The sequence below is a fragment of the Actinocrispum sp. NPDC049592 genome (assembly GCF_040675465.1).
In the GTDB taxonomy this organism is placed as follows: domain Bacteria; phylum Actinomycetota; class Actinomycetes; order Mycobacteriales; family Pseudonocardiaceae; genus Kibdelosporangium.
This window is the reverse complement of the sequence record NZ_JBFAPA010000005.1, coordinates 42190-58776: the sequence shown is the minus strand read 5'-3', so window position 1 is coordinate 58776 and position 16587 is coordinate 42190. Positions and strand designations below refer to the sequence as shown.

The following is a 16587-nucleotide window of genomic DNA, read 5'->3' as shown; positions in this document are numbered from 1 at the left end:
GTGCAGAACGCAGCTACGCGGCAGGCACCCGGAGTACCTGGGCGGCGGCGGGGGCGGGTGCCGGGCGTTTGATCCGCAGGCGCAGCACCCAGCGTGGCGCACGGATGCGAAGCCGGCGCGCGGCCGGTGACGGTCCGGCGGTGCGCGGTTCCGGGCGCGTGGCGGTGGCTTCGAGGCGTTCCATCGCCAGCGCGAAGATGATGATCAGCGGCGGGGTGAGCAGCGCGATCCACACGGTCCTACATGTACCCGGCAACCGCCGGGCCGAACCCGTCCGCGGACGGGTTTTGCGGGAATCCGCGGCGGCGAGGAGGTGCGCTCACTTCGGGTATCGGCCCGGCCACCGCACGAAATGCGGGTAACCAGCGGGTTTTCGGGGAACTTCGAATCCATGGCCGAACGCTGGCACCGCAATGGAGTGATCTACTCCGCCGAGGTCTGCATGTTCCAGGACTCCAATGGCGACGGTGTGGGCGATTTCCTGGGACTGGCCAGCAGGCTGAGCCACCTGGCCCGGCGACTTCGCGGAACTGCTGAACCAGGCCGACGAGTCCGGCATCCGGATCATGCTCGACCAGGCCCTGATGCTCGCGCTGGCCCGCCACGACGCCGGACCGGTGCGCCAGGCCCTGGCCGAGCTGCCGGACCTGCCGCGGGACGCGCAGTGGGCGACGTTCGTGCGCAACCACGACGAGGTCGACCTGGGTGACCTCACGCCCGAGGAGCGCGAGGACGTGTTCCGCGAGTTGGGGCCGGAGCCGGACATGCAGATCTACCACCGGGGATCCGCCGGCGGCTGCTCACCATGCTCGGCGGCGACCGCAGGCGGCTGGAACTGGCCGTCGACCTGAAGTCCCTGGACGTGAACGGATTCGGTGTCTGACCCGGATCGGTTTACCGGCGGACGTGTGTGGTCACTCTTCCCCGAAGGCCGGGTTCCCCCTGGGAGAGGAGCTGTGCTGGTGACCGAGCACCCGTGGTGGCGTCAAGCGGTCGTCTACCAGGTGTATCCGCGTTCGTTCGCCGACTCCGACGGGGACGGCGTAGGTGACCTGACAGGCGTCAGGCAGCATCTCGGTCACATCCGGGATCTGGGCGTGGACGCTGTGTGGTTGTCGCCGGTGTACCGCTCGCCCATGGCGGACGCCGGCTACGACATCAGCGACTACCAGGACATCGACCCGACCTTCGGCAGTCTGGAGGACATGGACGCGTTGCTGGCCGAGGCGCATCGGCTGGGCCTGCGCGTGCTGATGGACTTCGTGCCCAACCACACCTCCGACCAGCACGCCTGGTTCCGCGAGTCGCGGTCGTCCCGGGACAACCCGAAGCGGGACTGGTACATCTGGCGCGACGAACCCAACAACTGGCGTGCCGCGCTCAACGCGGGCAGCGCCTGGACCTGGGACGAGCAGACCGAGCAGTACTACCTGCACCTGTTCCTGCCGCAGCAGCCGGACCTGAACTGGCGCAACCCGGACGTCGTCGAGGCCATGCACGACGTGCTGAGGTTCTGGCTGGACCGGGGCGTGGACGGCTTCCGCATCGACGTGGCGCACTGCGTGGGCAAGGACCCGGAGTTCGCCGACGACCAGCGGTGCGCCGCGGGGGAGCCGCTGTCGGACTTCAACGACCAGCCCTACAGCCACGAAGTGCTCCGCGGGATCCGCAAGCTGGTGGACTCCTATCCGGGGGACCGGGTTCTGGTCGGCGAGGTCAACATCCGGTCGACCCGGCGGGTCGCGAAGTACTACGGCGCGAACGACGAGCTGCACATGTCGTTCAACTTCCCGCCGTTGGACGCGCCTTGGGACCCGGTGGTGTTCCGGATGTGCGTTCGTGAGGTGGAGAAGGAGCTCGGCACGGTGGCGGCCTGGCCGACCTGGGTGCTGTCCAACCACGACAACGAACGTCACCGGACCCGTTACGGCGGGTCGATGCGCCGGACACGGGCGGCCGCGGTCATGCTGCTGACGCTGCGCGGAACCCCGTTTCTGTACCAGGGCGAGGAACTCGGGCTCGCGAACGCGGTAATCACCCCGGAGTCCCAAGTGGACCCCGGCGGACGGGACGGGGCACGGGCACCGTTGCCGTGGCTGGCGGCACCACCGCACGGCTGGGATGGGAAAACGCCCTGGCTGCCGTTCCCGCCGGACGCGGAAACCCTTTCGGCGCAACGCGCCAACGACGAACCAGGGTCCATTCTCCAGCTGTACCGCCGGTTGATCAGCGAGCGCCGCCGCAGCGAAGCGTTGCGGGTCGGCGACTGGACCGAACTGCCCTCACCACCGGAAGTACTGGCCTACCGGCGGCGAGCGGGCGACGACACCAGGATCGTGGCGATCAACTTCGCCGACCACCCGCAACAGTTCGAAGTGGACGGACGGTGGCAGGTGACCATCGCCAGTGAGCCCGACGGGGAAGGCGAGCCGTTCACCGGCCGTCTCGGCGCAGAACAGGCCGTGCTGCTGGAACCGAGCCGGTAGCCGTCACTGCCGTCGGTGCTTGCGGACGACCCGCTCGAGGCTCTCGGTCGAAAAACCGTGCTGCGCCAGCCGGGCCTCGGTCATCTCCTCGGCCGAGCCGACCAGGGTGAACAGCACGAACAGCAGCGCCCCGCCCAACGCCACGAAGATCGGCCATTGGCCCACCGGCAGCAGGTCCAGCACCACATAACCGGCGATGAGGAACGGCAGCGTGCGAACCACCAGGCGGATCGCATACCTCAGCCGCCAGTGCCGGGCGGTGGCGTCGTGCATGACCCAGTCCCGGTACCGGTCGGGCAGTCTGCCGCCGAAAGCGAACCACAACCAGTGCAGCGGATCGGGCCGCCGGACAGCGGGCATCGCACCATCTCCCAGCGCGAGGACGGGTCTGCTTCACCGGCTACCACCAGCCGCCGCGGCGAAACCCGCCCGTCGGTTTGTTCACGTCCAGGTGGGTACTCGCTTACCCAACGCCAAGGAGGTGACGACGTTGGCCGAGACGCGCGTCGACGACGACCTGTGGAACGAGTTCCACCGAGTGGTGAACATGACCTCACGCGAGCTGAGCGACTGGCTGCGCACCCGCTCCGCCCACCAGGACACCGAAGCGCTGCCCGACGAGGCCGGAACACCCACCGGCCAACAGGTCCTGGGCATCCTCCGCAAACGCCGGACCGACCTGGACGAGCGCGACGCGCAGGTCATGCAGTCGGTCGTGAACCGGGTCCACGCCCAGCGCCGGGACGACCTCGAACCCACCAGCGGACAGCAGAACTGGCGCCACCGGCTGATGTCACTCGGCCACGATCCGTTGAAACCTTCCTGATCGATCAACCGGACACCGCGCACCCCGGCCGAATCGCGTCGGCGCGTTCGGGGTAACCGACTTAACAGTAGGTTCACGACTGTCGGGGTGTGCGCCATGGAAACCGAAGAAGACGAGGAGAGTCTCCCGCCGCTGCCGGAGTGGGCCGGTGCCTTGCCCACGTTCGCCGCCGATGTGGTCACGGACGCGGATCTGACCGCGCCCCACCTGTACGTCGCGGTCAGGGCGGAGCCATCCCGGTTGGCCACGGTGCGGTCATTGCTGTCCCGGTGGGCCGATGACCTCGGTGTGCCTCCCGAGGAGCGCGAGGACCTCGTGATGGCGGTCGAGGAAGCCGTCAGCAACACCATCAAGCACGCCGAACCCGGCGCGGTGGCGTTGTTCGCCGCCCGCGACAACCTGGCCCGCGCAGTGCATGTGATCGTCAAGGACGGCGGTCCCTGGCGAACCCCGACGGACGACTCCGTCAGGCACGGCCGGGGGCTGCGGATGATGGACGGACTGGCCGACGTGCTCGACGTCCACCACGACGACACCGGGACCACGGTCGTCCTGCGCTGGGCCTTGCCGAGCAACGCCTGAGCGGCGGACCCGCTGGATGACGGCGCTGTCATCCGGCTGCCAAGTAGTTGATCAAGGCTTTCGGGCGACGGCGCCGAGGATCCACTGCGGGATGGACGGGTCACCGGGGGTCGGGTTGCGCCAGTTCTGGGTCGGCACGAGGCCGGGTTCGACGAGGTCCAGGCCATGGAAGAAGGCTGTCACCTCGTCGCGGCTGCGCAGGCCGGTGCCGGTCTGTTTGGTGAAGCTGCGGTAGAGCTCCTGGGCCTGGCCGAGCTGAGCCAGCCGGTCGTCGGCGACCACGTGGGTCATTGCCAGGTAGCTACCGGACGGCAGGGCGTCGCGCAGGATGCGCACGACGTCGAACGGCCGGTCCACCTCGGTCAGGAAGTAGACGATGCCGACCATGATCAGGCCCACCGGCCGGCCGAAGTCGATCAGCCGCTCGAGGTCGGGATCGTTGAGCAGCCTGGCCGGGTCGCGCAGGTCGGCCTCGACGACGGCGGTCTGCGGGTTGTCGTCGAGCAGCGCCCGGGCGTGGGCGAGGACGGCCGGGTCGTTGTCGACGTAGACCACGCGGGTGCTGGGCGCGACCGCCTGGGCGATCTCGTGCACGTTGCTGCGGGTCGGCAGCCCGGTGCCGATGTCGATGAACTGGCGGACACCCTGCTCGGCGATGAACCGCACGGCCCGGCCGAGAAACGCCCGGCTGGCCCTGGCCATCGCCGGGGTCTCCGGGGCGATGCGCATGAGCTGGTCGGCGACGGCCCGGTCGCAGGCGAAGTTGTCCTTGCCACCCAGGAAGTAGTCGTAGATGCGCGCAGCGCTGGGTCTGCTCTCGTCGACATCCAGCGGCAGCCGCTCCTCTTGCACGTCTGCAGACCCTACCCGGATCAGTACTGTCGACGAGTGAGCACCTCAGCGCAAGTTGAGTCCCTGGACGCGGCGGATCCGCTGGCCGCCTGCCGAGCCGCGTTCGCGTTGCCGGACAACGTCATCTACCTGGCCGGGAACTCGCTCGGGCCGCTGCCGGTCGCTGCGAAGGCACGGGTAGCCGAGGTGGTGGCCGGCGAGTGGGGGAACGGGCTGGTCGGCAGCTGGAACAAGGCTGGCTGGTTCGACAAGCCGCGGACGGTCGGCGAGCTGGTCGCGCCGCTGATCGGTGCGGCGCCGGGCCAGGTGGTGGTGTGCGACACGACATCGATCAACCTCTACAAGGTGCTGATGGCCGCGGTGGCGATGCGGCCGGGGCGGAAGGTGATCGTCGCCGAGGCGGACGCGTTCCCGACCGATCTCTACATGACCGAAGGTGCGCTGGCGTCGCTGCCGGGGTATCAGCGCCGGCTGATCGGGGATCTCGAGCCGGCGCTGGGGCCCGATGTGGCCGCGGTGGTCCTGAGCCACGTCGACTACAAGACGAGCGCGGTAGCTGATCTTGCCGAAGCGACCCGCCGGGTGCATCGCAGCGGCGCACTGGTCATCTGGGACCTCTGCCACAGCGTCGGCGCTTTGCCCGTGCGGCTGGACGAAGCCGAGGCGGACTTCGCGGTCGGCTGCACCTACAAGTACCTCAACGGCGGACCGGGCGCACCCGCGTTCGTGTATGTGGCCCAACGCCATCACGAGGCCGCGACGCACCCCTTGTCGGGGTGGCACGGCCATCAGGCACCGTTCGACTTCGAGACGAACTACGTTCCCGCGCCGGGGATCGACCGGTTCCGGTCCAGCACCCCACACGTGTTGTCCTACGCGCCGCTGGAGGCAAGCCTGCGACTGTGGCAGGACGTCGACCTCGACCAGTTGCGCGCCAAGAGCATGGCGTTGTCGAAGTTGTTCCTTTCCTTGGCCGACAAGGACTTCGAGATCGTCGGCCCACGCGACCCGGCCCGCCGCGGCAGTCACATCGCCCTGCGCCACGAACACGGCTACGGAATCATCCGTGCCCTGATCGACCGCGGCATCATCGGCGACTTCCGCGCGCCGGACATCCTCCGGTTCGGCCTGTCCCCGCTCTACACCCGGTACATCGACGTCTGGAACACCGTGCAGGCACTCAAAGAGGTTCTCGCAACCCAAGCCTGGACAAACCCCGCCTATCAAACCCGCGCCACCGTGACGTGACACGGCCGGTCATCAAACGCCCAGTGTCACGATGGTGCGGTAAGCGCTCTTGCCTGTCGAACCCCGTGGCCTCAACGCGTTGCAGGGTCGATGCGCGTGGCGATGCGCAGGAGGTCTGCAGCCGCGCCCATCAGTTGGCGGCCCTTGGGCCAGACCGCGCGCAGCCGCCGGTGCAGATCCGCTCCAGTGATCGGAACCTCGACGACCCGGCGGTCGGCGAGGTCGTCCCGCACGGTCACCGCGCTCAGCACGGCCGGCCCCGCTCCCGCGACGACGGCGCTGCGGATGGCGGCGTTGGCGTCCAGCACCATCAACGGCCGTGCGGGTTCGACGCCCGCGCCGGCCAGGACCCGGTCGAGGGTTTCGCGGGTTCCGGACCCCGGTTCGCGGACGATCAGCCGGGTGCGCGCCAGTTCCCCGAGGTCCACCGGCCGGCGGCGCCGGGCCCAGGGGTGGGTCGGCGGGACCACGACCACCAGGCGGTCGACGCCCACCTGCCGGGAACTCAGGCCGGCCGGAACCTTCGCCGCCTCGAGGAAACCGAGGCCGATCCGGCCGTCCGAGGCCAGCGCCGCGACCTGCTCGGAGTTGGTGACGTTGAGGCTGATCTGGACGTCCGGCAGCGCGCGCTGGAGGGTACCGATCCAGCGGGGCACGAAGTGTTCGGCGAGTGTCATGCTCGACGCGATCAGCAGGTCGTTGTCCTGGTCGCCGCGCAACGCGGCCGCGCCCACCAGGAGCGACTCGACGTCGGCCAGTATCTGTTGCGACCATTGGCACACCGCTTGCCCCGCTGTGGTCAGTGCGGAGCCGCGGCTGCTGCGGTCCACCAGCGACAGGCCGAGCCGTCGTTCCAGCAGGCCCAGGCGTTTGCTCGCGGCGGGCTGGCTGATGCCCATCCGCTCGGCGGCCTGCCCGAGGCTGCCGTACTCGGCCACCAACGTCAGCAGCTGCAGGCTTTCCAGGTCGGGCGGTGCCGGTTTCATAACCATTGATTATGACCGCTTTCCGGATTGGCCGGTACCGCCGCGGGTCCGGCCCGGTGAGGATCGTGCCGACAACATTCCACACAGGACACATCGGGAGCCGGTCTTGTCCCACCACCTCGACTCGCCCATCGCCCGCCAGGACGCGCGGCTGGACATCTCGGACGTCTACCTGTTCCGGGGCGAGCAGGGCACGGTCTTCGTCATGAACGTCAGCCACTCGCTCGCCGGTCAGCAGGCGCGCGGGTTCCATCCGGAGGCGATGTACGAGTTCAAGATCGACGGCAACGGTGACGCGGTCGAGGAGCTGACCTACCGCGTCACCGTCACCGACCGCGACGAGTTGACGCTGCGATGCCTCATCGGCGCCGATGCGGCAGATCCCTTCGCTCAGGGAACGGTGGTCGCCTCCGGGCCGGTCGGGTCCACAGTGGAGGGACCGGATGGCCTGCGGCTGTGGTCAGGCGAAGCCGGTGACCCGTTCTGGATCGAGCCGGACGTGCTGCACGCGGTCGGTCACGCGTTCCAGGACGGCACCAAGATCGACCTGTCCGGCTGGGAACCCGCCAAGGCCCGCAACCTGTTCGCCGGGCACACCGTTTACTCGCTGGTGCTCGAGGTTCCGGACGCGGTGCTGCTGCCGTTCGCGAAGAACGAGCGCCGCATCGGGTTCTGGGGACTGACCACATTGGCCACCGACGCGGGTGGCTGGCGCCCGGTCAACCGCGCCGGCCTGCCGATGATCCACCCCTTGTTCGCGCAGTTCAACGAAGACCTCGGCAACCACCTCAACGAAACCAAGCCGGCCGACGACGTCGAGAACTACGGCAAGCAGCTCACCGACAAGGTGGCCAGGATGGTCGCGGCCACCGGCACGGCGCAGGATCCCCGCGCCCACGCCGAAACGTTCGTGGCGAGGATCCTGCCGAACCTGTTGCCCTACACCATCGGCACCCCGGCGGTGTTCGGCTTCGCCGGCTGGAACGGCCGTTCGCTGACCGACAACGCGCCGAACGTGATGTTCTCGCTGGCCGGCAATTCGCCTGTCGCGCTGGGGATCGGCAGGGAGTCCGTCACCGCCAAGCCGTCCGGCACCTGGCCCTACCTGCCCTTGGGGCCGCGGGCCGCGATGTAGCCGAACAGGACCGCCATGAGGGCGACGCCCGCCCACATGGCGGTCCGCCAGCCGTCCACAAAGGACTCCTGCGCGGCCCGGATCAACGTCGCCGAGCCGTTGGCGGCTTCGATGGCGTTGGCGATGCCTTCACGTGCCGTATCGGCGGTACCGCTGGGCAGGCCGTCAAGCCGCGGGGTGATGGCGCTGCGGTAGCCAGCGGACACCAGCGCTCCCAGCAACGCCACGCCGAGCGCGGTCCCGAACTCGCGGGTGACGTCGTTGAGCGCGGACGCGACGCCTTGATGTTCCCTCGGCAGCGCGCTGGTGATGGCGCTAGTGGCCGGAGTCATCGACAGGCCCATGCCGAGTCCCATGGCGAGCATGCCCGGCAGGATCGCGAGGTAGCCGCCGTTGACGGAGACGAACGTCGCCATCAGCGCCAGGCCAACCCCGGCCAGGAGGACGCCGGACGCCATGGTCGCGGGGGCTCCGGTCCGTTCGGCCAGCCGCGGCGCGAGACCGGAGGCGACCATCATCAGCCCGGCCATCGGCATCAAGGCCACTGTGGACAGCAGGCCGGACCAGCCGGACACGGTCTGGAAGAACGGGTACAGCACGATCGAGATCCCAGCCTGGACCCCGAAAACCATCAGCAGCACCACGGATCCGCCGGCCAGGCCGCGTTCACGGAACAGGCGAACCGCCAGCAGCGGGGCCCGGTGACGCAGTTCCCAGGCCACGAACCCGGCCACCCCGGCGATCCCGATGATCACACCGGCCAACGGCAGGGGAGCGGTCCAGCCCTGCTCAGGTCCCTCCTGCAGGAACAAGATCAGCCCGGCAACGGCCACAATGGACGCCAGCGAGCCGACAGTGTCGAACGAATGCCGCGCCTCTTCCCGCGAGTTGGGCACCGAACGCCGCGCCATGGTGAACGCGACGACCACGAGCACCACCGGCAGGACGAACAGGCAGCGCCAGTTCGCCGCGTCGACGAGCACGGCGGACAGGAACATGCCCAGGATGCCGCCGCCACCCGCGACACCGGTCCAGACGCCGATCGCCCGGCCGCGTTCCTGTCCGGGGAAGGTCGAGGTGATCACGGCGAGCGTGATCGGCATGATCATCGCGGCGCCGGCCCCGCCGAGGACACGGGCAGCCAGCATGACCGAAGCCGACGGAGCCAGCCCGCCGAGCACGTTCGCCACGCCGAAGACGGCCAGACCCGTGAGGAGCACCGGTTTGCGGCCCCATCGGTCGCCGATCGCGCCCAGCGGCAACAACAACGCGGCGAGGGTGACCGTGTAGCTGTTGATGATCCACAGGATCGTGCTCTGCGAGGCGCCGAAAGCGACGGCGAGATCAGGCTGGGCTACGTTCAGGCCGGTCACCGAAGCGATGACGGCCATCAGCGCGACGCAGACGGCGATCAGGACCGCTCGACGCCGGCGCGCGTCCGAAACCGTCGGGTGAGTCGTGGTCATGATGTCCTTCCGGGAAGTTCGATACCCGGCGAACATAACCGCGCTTTGCGAGATAGGCATAGGATCTTGCCTATGACGCAAGAGGATGACGGGCTGGACGGCCTGGTGCGCAAACGGATCCGGGCCCTGCGGGTGGCCCAGGGCTGGTCGCTGGAGGACCTGGCCACCCGGGCGCGGATCAGCCCGTCCTCGCTCAGCCGGATCGAGAACGGGCAGCGCAGGCTCGCCCTCGATCAGCTCGTCACGCTCGCCCGGGCCCTGGACACCTCGCTCGACCAGCTCGTCGAGACGGACACCGACGACGTGATCGCCAACCCGGCGATCGACGCGGCGCACGGGCTGATGCGGTGGCCGGTCAAGGCGGACCCCGGCCTGTCCGTCGTGCGTCAGCGAATGACGAACCCGCCGCCGGACAGCCTGGCGAAGCTGCGGGCTCACCCGGGCCGCGAATGGCTGGTCGTCCTGTCCGGCACGGCGATCCTGCTGCTGGGCAACCGCCGCTTCCGGGTGGAGACCAACCAGGCCGCCGAGTTCCCGACCATGCTTCCGCACGCGATCGGCACCGAAAGCGGACCGTGCGAGATCCTGGGCATCTTCGACCGGGACGCCCGCCGGGGACACCAGTCCGAGTGACCGTTGCCCGAAAAGCGACGTGGCGGGCCATCTCTTTGCGTTCTAGGCAAGGGACTGTGCGTGCGGCGCATGGGCGTCCTAGCGTGGTGCCATGACGCACACACATGCCGAGATCCTCGACCTCGACGCCGAGGTGCTCGCCGAGCACCTCGCCTCGATTGTCGCGTGGCTGCCCGTCGAGGCGACTCCCCGGCACATCGTCGATCTGGGCTGCGGGACCGGCGCTGGCACGTTCGCCTTGCTCGATCGCTTTCCCGGGGCGCACATCACCGCCGTCGACGCGTCGGCAGAGCATCTAAGCCGCTTGCGCGAGAAGGCCGTGCAGCGTGGGGTGGCCGAGCAGGTGCGTGCCGTCGAGGCCGACCTCGATGCTCCCTGGCCGGACTTGGGCCGGCCCGACATGGTGTGGGCGTCGGCGTCCCTGCACCACATGGCCGATCCCGACGACACCCTGCGCCGGGTCCATTCGACGCTTGCGCCCGGCGGGTTGTTCGCCGTGGTCGAGCTCGCCGGTTTTCCCCGGTTCCTGCCCGCTACCGCACCGGAGAACCGTCCCGGCTTGGAGGAACGCTGCCATGCGGCGGCCGATCACAAGCACGCCGTGCACGTACCCCACCGCGGCGCCGACTGGGGGCCGATGCTGACCGATGCCGGGTTCGCCGTTGAAGATCAGCGCACCGTCACTGTCCACATTGATCAGTCGCGTTCGGACGCTGTTGGCCGTTATGCGCTCAACGGTTTGCAGCGCATCCGCGTTGCCGTGGCCGGCCTGATCTCGCCCGAGGACCTCGCCGCGTTGGACGACCTGCTCAACCTCAACAGCCCGGCCAGCATCCTGCGTCGTGCCGACCTGGCGGTGCGCACCGAACGGACTGTCTGGGCCGCGCGTCGCCCCTGAGCCGGAAAGTCGGATGCGGCCGGACCCTGGTTTGCCTACGGTCCGAAGGTGATCCACACCTACCCTCCGCTGAACCTCGAGGTCCGCACGCCGCGCCTGACCTTGGCCGGGGCGACGGACGAACTGCTGGAACGGCTGGTCCCAGTGGTCCGCGCGGGCGTCGCCACGACGGCGCCGTGGCCGTTCGACGACCCGATGTCGCTGTATGCGGACAGTCCCGACCGCGAGTGGCGGTGGCTGCGCGGCATCTGGGCGGGACGGGCTCGCGTGGACCCGGGGTTCTGGCGGCTGTACTTCGTTGTCCTGCTGGACGGCGAGCCGATCGGCATGCAGGACCTGATCGGCGTCGACTTCACCAAATACGGGACCGTGTCGACCTTTTCGTGGCTGGCACCGGGCCGGCGGGGGAGCGGGCTCGGCAAGGAGATGCGCGCGGCCGTGCTGCACCTCGCCTTCGCGGGACTGGGCGCGCGGGAGGCAGGCAGCGACGCGTTCATCGACAACCACGCGTCCAACCAGGTGTCCCGGGCGCTGGGCTACGAGCCGAACGGCACCACCTGGGACACCCGTCGCGGTGAGGCCGCGCCGATCCAGCGGTGGCGACTGACCCGCGAGGCTTGGGTCCGGCGCGATGACATCGAACTCGCCGGTGTCCAGGAATGCCTGCCCGCACTGGGACTTGGGTGACCGAGCAAGACGATCAACGTGGCCAGCAAGGACACTGAAGCTGTCTGTGCGAGGTTTACGTTCTGGTGCACGAGATCCAGCGTCGTGCTCGCGGCAGGGGAGACGACTCGTGCGGGTACCCGTGACCGAGGCGGGGCGGCGGGGGACAACCCAGGACCGCCCCGCCTGAGACAGCGGAGGCGTTGGTCCCCAACAAGCAGGGGCGGTTGGTTGTTGCGTACGTTAGCTCGCCGCCGGGATGAATGCCGGTATTGCCGGACGGAGGACCCATCCGCGATGAATCTGATCACCAATTTCGAGACGGACGGCATCGGTGAACTCTTCCGCCTGAATTCCAAAATACCCGTGTTTGACCACCGCATGATAGAGATCGTCGGAGATCCCGAGTGTCAACGGAGCGCTGGAGCTTCGGGTGATTTCCTTCAGTTCGTGGCTGTCCAGCAACCTGCAGGCTATGTCGACTGCCTCGCCGAATATTCCTCGCGCGTCATAGTGCACTTCTCCGCTATGTACTGCGGCTCGCAGCCGAAACGCCTGATCACTGTTCCCGGTGTTGTGGCGTCCGAGCATGTGGTGCAGCGAAGGAATCAGGTTGTTCAGCAAGAGGGTCTTCGGGAGGTGGTCTGCGGGCTTGATCAGAATCAGCGCTCCATCACCCCGGTCGATGATGGGATCAACGTACGCGCCCGTGATGTCGCTGCAGTCCAGGGCTTTCTCGAGCATGCCGTACAACAGCTGGCGAAGCCTGGCCTTGACCGGATTGGTCCGCCTCGTGGATCCTTCGATGTCCACCGCGACAATTGAACGATGAACCGGGTGTACCGATGTGGCCTGCCAGACGTCATGCCCTGTGCGGTCACGTTGCACGTTGACGTCGTTGCGATCACGGAAAAGCTGGATCATGAGTACTCACCTGCAAAGACTTCATGGGCGCGGGGCCCTGGGCTGAGGCAGCCCAGGGCCGGAGGGTGAATCAACGACCTGGCCAGCTGTCCGGCGCGGGCGCCCAGCCGAGGAACGTGCCGCCATAGCTGAGGCCGACGACCCGGACCGTAGCCGCTGTGCTGACGAAACTGCCGTCACCGCGGGAGATCTCGACATGGCCGTAACCACCGTCATAGGGGTTACGGAAGAACGCCAGTGCCCCTGCGGGCACATTCGTCGAGGTGCTGATCCGGCCTGCGGCCTGCTGTGCGTTGAAGTTCGCCAGCGCCGAGCCGTAGCGGCCGGTTGTGCCGTACGCGTTCTCCACGAACCGCTCACACCAGCCGTCGTATCCGGTCGCGCCGACCATGGAGTTGGCCCAGGCGACTGCATGGTCCGCCTTCGTGTTCGAGCCGCACAGCGGCACGACCGGATTGTTGGATCCGGTGTACACGAATCCATCGCTGACCCAGCCGCCGCCGTCGATCTGGTCCCAGATATCCGTCACACCCCAACGGCCGCTGACTGCCTGACCGTGGACATAGCAGTTCAGGCCGACCGCGGAACCATTAGGCAGCGTGCGGACGACACCCGTGCCGGTCGACGGTCCTTGACGGACATTCAGGGGGAGCGATGAGCCGGTATCGACGCGGCCGGTGAAGATACCGGCCGATGCCGCGCCAGGGGCGATCAGGCCGATACCCAGGCTGCTGATCATCGCAGCGATGAGCATGATAAACATCCTGATCGGACGGCGGCGCTGGTCGTGCGTGGTCGCCATTCCTGACCCCCGCTTCTTGATCCACATTGCACACCTCCTGGTGTCATTGATCTCGTAATGGCAACCATTCGCCGGCTGCCTGAAACGGACGCTAGATCGCGATCGCTGTAGTCAGGGAGGGGTGTTCACCTGACAGCAGCCGCCAGGAGGTGACCGATGATGAAGTCGTGTGGAAGGCTGATCATTTGAACGCGGCGGACGCGGCAACCGGTGAGGCGGTTCGATCTCTCTATCGATTGGGACGCCAGTACGCTGCGGGAATCCGGGCGGCCACTATGCCACCAACCGTGGTCATCGCACTTCTGGCGGCACCGCAACCTGAATTCGGCGTCACTGTGGCCGCTGTGTCGATTGTCGCGTTCTGGAGCGTCGTATATGTGGCCCGATTGTTGCGCGGCCCGGCCCGTTGGTACACGGTCGTCGATGCCGGCATCCTCATGGTGTTGTGCCTCGGGACCCGGTGGATGGTGCCCGCCGACTGGCTGGTTGCCGGCCACTCGTGGATCATGGCCTTCGCGTCGTTCGCCTGTGTCGCCTACCAATGCCACACCGGGCTGACCCTGGGCCTCGCGGCGACAGCCGGGGTGATCGGTTCGCTGGTTGCCGGGTCGTACACCGCGGCCCCGGCCGGTTCACCGATCGACATCGTGATCACGACGACCTGGTCCGTTGTCGGTGCCGTGCTGTCGAGATCGTTGTGGATCCTTGTTCGCAGAGGCGGCGTCCTCGCCGACCGGGCCATGGCAGATGCCGAACAGGCACGGACCCGGCAACGCGTGGCACAGGTCGTTCGAGCCGACGAAAGTGAGTTGGCGAACGCCCTGCACGACACCGCCGCGGCCACCCTGCTGATGGTCGGCGTCGGCCGGATTCCCAAGGACCAGCAGCTGCTGGCCGCGCAGGCCGAACGCGACATGGCGGTGCTACGGACGTACGGGGAAAGTCTGCCGGATCGTTCGGACCTGTCGTCGCTGCTTCGAGCCGCGGCGAATCTCATCCCGATCGACGTCCATTTCGAGGGGATGGGGCCACTGAGCCTGCCCGCCGAGGTGGCCGGCGCCATCGCGGACGCGGCCGGCGAGGCATTGAACAACGTGGTGAAACACGCGATGGTCGACGAGGTGTTCGTGCGCGTGGAAGGTCACGAGCATGAAGTGCTGGTGGTGATAGTGGATCGTGGTGCCGGTTTTTCGGTGGACCGGGTGCCGGAGACCCGGCGAGGCCTGCGGGAGTCGATCCACGGCCGGATGGAACGGATCCGTGGCCATGCGTACGTCGCGTCCAAAGTGGGCAGAGGAACGTCCGTCCGATTGGAGTGGACGGATGCCTGACACCAGTGGTTCTCAGACGGCTCAACGATTCCTGCTCGGTCTGCGGCTGGCCGCGTTGCTGATTACGGTGGTCATCTTGCTGTCACTGAGCCTGCCGAACCTGATCCGGAGCCTTCCGCACTACCGGCCGGCATGGGTTCAGGTAACCGCGTTCTTCGTGGTGTCAATGGTCTGTGTGGTCGAAGGAGTGCTGGCCTTGCGCCGCCGTGGTTGGGGCCCTCTTCGCTGGGTGGCGCTGGCTGCGACGATCGCCGCGTATGCGGCCTGCTATACCTCGCTGCCCGAACATGGCGCGATCACTCTTGCCGATTGGGCGTTCGGCAACATCGGCTGGGTGGGGGTGATCCTGCTCGTTGACCGTCGCCTCTGGGAGTTGATCGCCTTTCTCGCGCTGAACGAGACCATTACGGTCACGGCTCTCGTGTTGTCCGGCGGCACCGACCGAACCACGCTGCTGAGCGCAGCAGCCTTGTCGATCAACACCATCGGGTTCCCCCTCGCCGGCGCTGTGGCGGCGACGGCGTTGCGCTCTATCGCACGCGCTGCCGAGGACGCGGCACATCAGGCGGAACAGGTCCGGCTTGCCGAGGCCATCGCCGAGGGCCTGCACGAACGGCGGCGCCAGCGGTTCGCCAACATCTACAACACCACCATTCCGCTCTTGCACGGCTTGGCCAGCAGGTCATTGGATCCGCATGACGACAGCGTGCAACGGCGGTGCGCCATCGAGGCGGCCCGCATGCGGAGACTGTTCGCCGAGATCGACGTCGTACCGAACCCACTGGTGCACGAGCTTCGGCATTGTGCCGATGTCGCTGACCGCAAGGGGATCCTTGTCGAACTCGACAGCCGTGGGCATTGGCCGGACCCTCCGCTGGAGATCCGGCGGGCCTTGACCGAGGCCCCGCTGGCCGCGCTGGCGACGGCGCGGTCCTGGGCCCGTGTCACCGTCGTCGGTACCGACGAACTGCTGTCCGTCAGCGTGATCGCTGACTGCGGGCAGATCGAACTGCCCACCATCGCCGCCGACGGTGCCCAGATCAAGACCATTATCGACCACGACATCCTGTGGGTGGAGACGCAATGGCCGACAAACCGATCACAGCAGTCATCATCGACGACCACGCTGTAGTCACGGCTGGCGTTCGTTACTGGTGCGCCACAGCCGAACCGCCCATCGAACTCGTCGATGCCGGTGCTCGGCTCGCCAATGTCTGGACCGGGCCGGGTGGAGACGCCGATGTCGTGATTTTCGACTTGCAGCTGAACGGCGAACAACAGGAGTTCCGCGAGCTTCGCCGGCTGGTCGACAGTGGACGCCGAATCGTGGTCTACACCCAGGATGCCCACAACGCGACCGCTGTTCGCTGCGTTGAGCTCGGTGCACTCGCCTACGTGACGAAACGAGAAGGCCCGGAACATCTGGTGGCCGCGGTCCGGGCTGCCGCAAAGGGTTTCGCGTACACCCCACCATCATTGAGTGGTGCCCTGGTCGCGGACGAGGATCCGAACAGGCCGCGGCTGGCGCCGCAGGAGATCGCCGCCTTGCGCGCTTGGTTCGCCTCCTCATCAAAACGACTTGCCGCGGAGATGCTCGGTATCAGTGTCAAGACAGTCGACACCTACATCGAACGGGTCCGGATCCGATATGCCAGCGTGGGGCGTCCGGCGCCGACCAAGAGCGACCTCGTCGCACGTGCTCTGGAGGACAAGCTCATCACGCTCTCCGAGCTCAACAACACCACGTAGAGC

At 67.7% G+C, this 16587-nt stretch carries 19 protein-coding genes; 12 read left to right on the top strand and 7 right to left on the bottom strand.

Features of this window, described 5'->3' with window-relative positions; all coding sequences use genetic code 11:
* Nucleotides 1-13: 13 nt before the first annotated feature.
* Nucleotides 14-235 (bottom strand): hypothetical protein, encoded by a 222-nt coding sequence (locus AB0J95_RS15010; RefSeq protein ID WP_364757330.1) that lies wholly within the window; start codon nucleotides 233-235, stop codon nucleotides 14-16.
* Nucleotides 236-566: 331 nt separating this feature from the next.
* On the opposite strand from AB0J95_RS15010, the gene AB0J95_RS15005 reads away from it, so the two are divergent.
* Both AB0J95_RS15005 and AB0J95_RS15000 read left to right on the top strand, forming a co-directional pair.
* Complete coding sequence (locus AB0J95_RS15005) at nucleotides 567-851, top strand: hypothetical protein (RefSeq protein ID WP_364757329.1); 285 nt, start codon at nucleotides 567-569, stop codon at nucleotides 849-851.
* A gap of 111 nt (nucleotides 852-962) precedes the next feature.
* Nucleotides 963-2486 (top strand): alpha-amylase family glycosyl hydrolase, encoded by a 1524-nt coding sequence (locus AB0J95_RS15000; RefSeq protein ID WP_364757327.1) that lies wholly within the window; start codon nucleotides 963-965, stop codon nucleotides 2484-2486.
* A 3-nt stretch (nucleotides 2487-2489) separates the two neighbouring features.
* Here the strand turns inward: AB0J95_RS15000 and AB0J95_RS14995 are convergent, their stop codons facing one another.
* On the bottom strand, nucleotides 2490-2846 hold the full coding sequence (locus AB0J95_RS14995) for a DUF5313 family protein (RefSeq protein ID WP_364757325.1): 357 nt from the start codon (nucleotides 2844-2846) through the stop codon (nucleotides 2490-2492).
* Between the two features lie 130 nt (nucleotides 2847-2976).
* Here AB0J95_RS14995 and AB0J95_RS14990 point away from each other — a divergent pair, with 130 nt between their 5' ends.
* Both AB0J95_RS14990 and AB0J95_RS14985 read left to right on the top strand, forming a co-directional pair.
* A complete protein-coding gene (locus AB0J95_RS14990) occupies nucleotides 2977-3312 on the top strand; it encodes a DUF3140 domain-containing protein (RefSeq protein ID WP_364757323.1) in 336 nt (111 codons plus the stop codon).
* 96 nt (nucleotides 3313-3408) lie between these two features.
* On the top strand, nucleotides 3409-3894 hold the full coding sequence (locus AB0J95_RS14985; RefSeq protein WP_364757321.1) for an ATP-binding protein: 486 nt from the start codon (nucleotides 3409-3411) through the stop codon (nucleotides 3892-3894).
* Between the two features lie 51 nt (nucleotides 3895-3945).
* On the opposite strand, the gene AB0J95_RS14980 is transcribed toward AB0J95_RS14985, so the two are convergent.
* Nucleotides 3946-4746 carry an SAM-dependent methyltransferase gene (locus tag AB0J95_RS14980; protein WP_364757320.1) on the bottom strand — a complete coding sequence of 267 codons (801 nt, stop codon included), beginning with the start codon at nucleotides 4744-4746 and terminating at the stop codon, nucleotides 3946-3948.
* A 36-nt stretch (nucleotides 4747-4782) separates the two neighbouring features.
* On the opposite strand from AB0J95_RS14980, the gene kynU reads away from it, so the two are divergent.
* Complete coding sequence (gene kynU / locus AB0J95_RS14975; protein WP_364757318.1) at nucleotides 4783-5994, top strand: kynureninase; 1212 nt, start codon at nucleotides 4783-4785, stop codon at nucleotides 5992-5994.
* Nucleotides 5995-6065: 71 nt separating this feature from the next.
* Here kynU and AB0J95_RS14970 read toward each other — a convergent pair whose 3' ends face one another.
* A complete protein-coding gene (locus AB0J95_RS14970; protein ID WP_364757316.1) occupies nucleotides 6066-6980 on the bottom strand; it encodes a LysR family transcriptional regulator in 915 nt (304 codons plus the stop codon).
* A 106-nt stretch (nucleotides 6981-7086) separates the two neighbouring features.
* On the opposite strand from AB0J95_RS14970, the gene AB0J95_RS14965 reads away from it, so the two are divergent.
* Nucleotides 7087-8115 (top strand): DUF4331 family protein, encoded by a 1029-nt coding sequence (locus AB0J95_RS14965; protein ID WP_364757314.1) that lies wholly within the window; start codon nucleotides 7087-7089, stop codon nucleotides 8113-8115.
* On the opposite strand, the gene AB0J95_RS14960 is transcribed toward AB0J95_RS14965, so the two are convergent.
* Nucleotides 8082-9581, bottom strand: a complete 1500-nt coding sequence (locus tag AB0J95_RS14960) for an MFS transporter (RefSeq protein WP_364757312.1) — start codon at nucleotides 9579-9581, stop codon at nucleotides 8082-8084. The genes AB0J95_RS14965 and AB0J95_RS14960 overlap by 34 nt on opposite strands.
* Nucleotides 9582-9653: 72 nt before the next feature.
* Between AB0J95_RS14960 and AB0J95_RS14955 the strand changes: the two genes are divergently transcribed.
* The 3 genes from AB0J95_RS14955 (at nucleotide 9654) to AB0J95_RS14945 (ending at nucleotide 11799) form a co-directional block, all read left to right on the top strand.
* Nucleotides 9654-10214, top strand: coding sequence for a helix-turn-helix transcriptional regulator (locus AB0J95_RS14955; RefSeq protein WP_364757311.1), 561 nt, complete (start codon nucleotides 9654-9656; stop codon nucleotides 10212-10214).
* Nucleotides 10215-10305: 91 nt separating this feature from the next.
* A complete protein-coding gene (locus tag AB0J95_RS14950) occupies nucleotides 10306-11112 on the top strand; it encodes a methyltransferase (protein WP_364757309.1) in 807 nt (268 codons plus the stop codon).
* Between the two features lie 48 nt (nucleotides 11113-11160).
* Nucleotides 11161-11799, top strand: a complete 639-nt coding sequence (locus AB0J95_RS14945) for a GNAT family protein (RefSeq protein WP_364757307.1) — start codon at nucleotides 11161-11163, stop codon at nucleotides 11797-11799.
* Nucleotides 11800-12021: 222 nt separating this feature from the next.
* On the opposite strand, the gene AB0J95_RS14940 is transcribed toward AB0J95_RS14945, so the two are convergent.
* Both AB0J95_RS14940 and AB0J95_RS14935 read right to left on the bottom strand, forming a co-directional pair.
* A complete protein-coding gene (locus tag AB0J95_RS14940) occupies nucleotides 12022-12702 on the bottom strand; it encodes a hypothetical protein (protein WP_364757305.1) in 681 nt (226 codons plus the stop codon).
* Nucleotides 12703-12772: 70 nt separating this feature from the next.
* Nucleotides 12773-13504, bottom strand: coding sequence for a hypothetical protein (locus AB0J95_RS14935; protein ID WP_364757304.1), 732 nt, complete (start codon nucleotides 13502-13504; stop codon nucleotides 12773-12775).
* 344 nt (nucleotides 13505-13848) lie between these two features.
* On the opposite strand from AB0J95_RS14935, the gene AB0J95_RS14930 reads away from it, so the two are divergent.
* The 3 genes from AB0J95_RS14930 to AB0J95_RS14920 are packed head-to-tail and all read left to right on the top strand — an operon-like array spanning nucleotide 13849 to nucleotide 16584.
* On the top strand, nucleotides 13849-14835 hold the full coding sequence (locus AB0J95_RS14930; RefSeq protein ID WP_364757302.1) for an ATP-binding protein: 987 nt from the start codon (nucleotides 13849-13851) through the stop codon (nucleotides 14833-14835).
* On the top strand, nucleotides 14828-15967 hold the full coding sequence (locus AB0J95_RS14925; RefSeq protein WP_364757300.1) for a hypothetical protein: 1140 nt from the start codon (nucleotides 14828-14830) through the stop codon (nucleotides 15965-15967). Before AB0J95_RS14930 ends, AB0J95_RS14925 begins: the two co-directional genes overlap by 8 nt.
* The gene (locus tag AB0J95_RS14920) at nucleotides 15919-16584 is read left to right on the top strand and encodes a response regulator transcription factor (RefSeq protein WP_364757298.1); all 666 of its coding nucleotides are present in this window, start codon (nucleotides 15919-15921) and stop codon (nucleotides 16582-16584) included. The genes AB0J95_RS14925 and AB0J95_RS14920 overlap by 49 nt, the downstream gene beginning before the upstream one ends.
* Nucleotides 16585-16587: the final 3 nt, after the last annotated feature.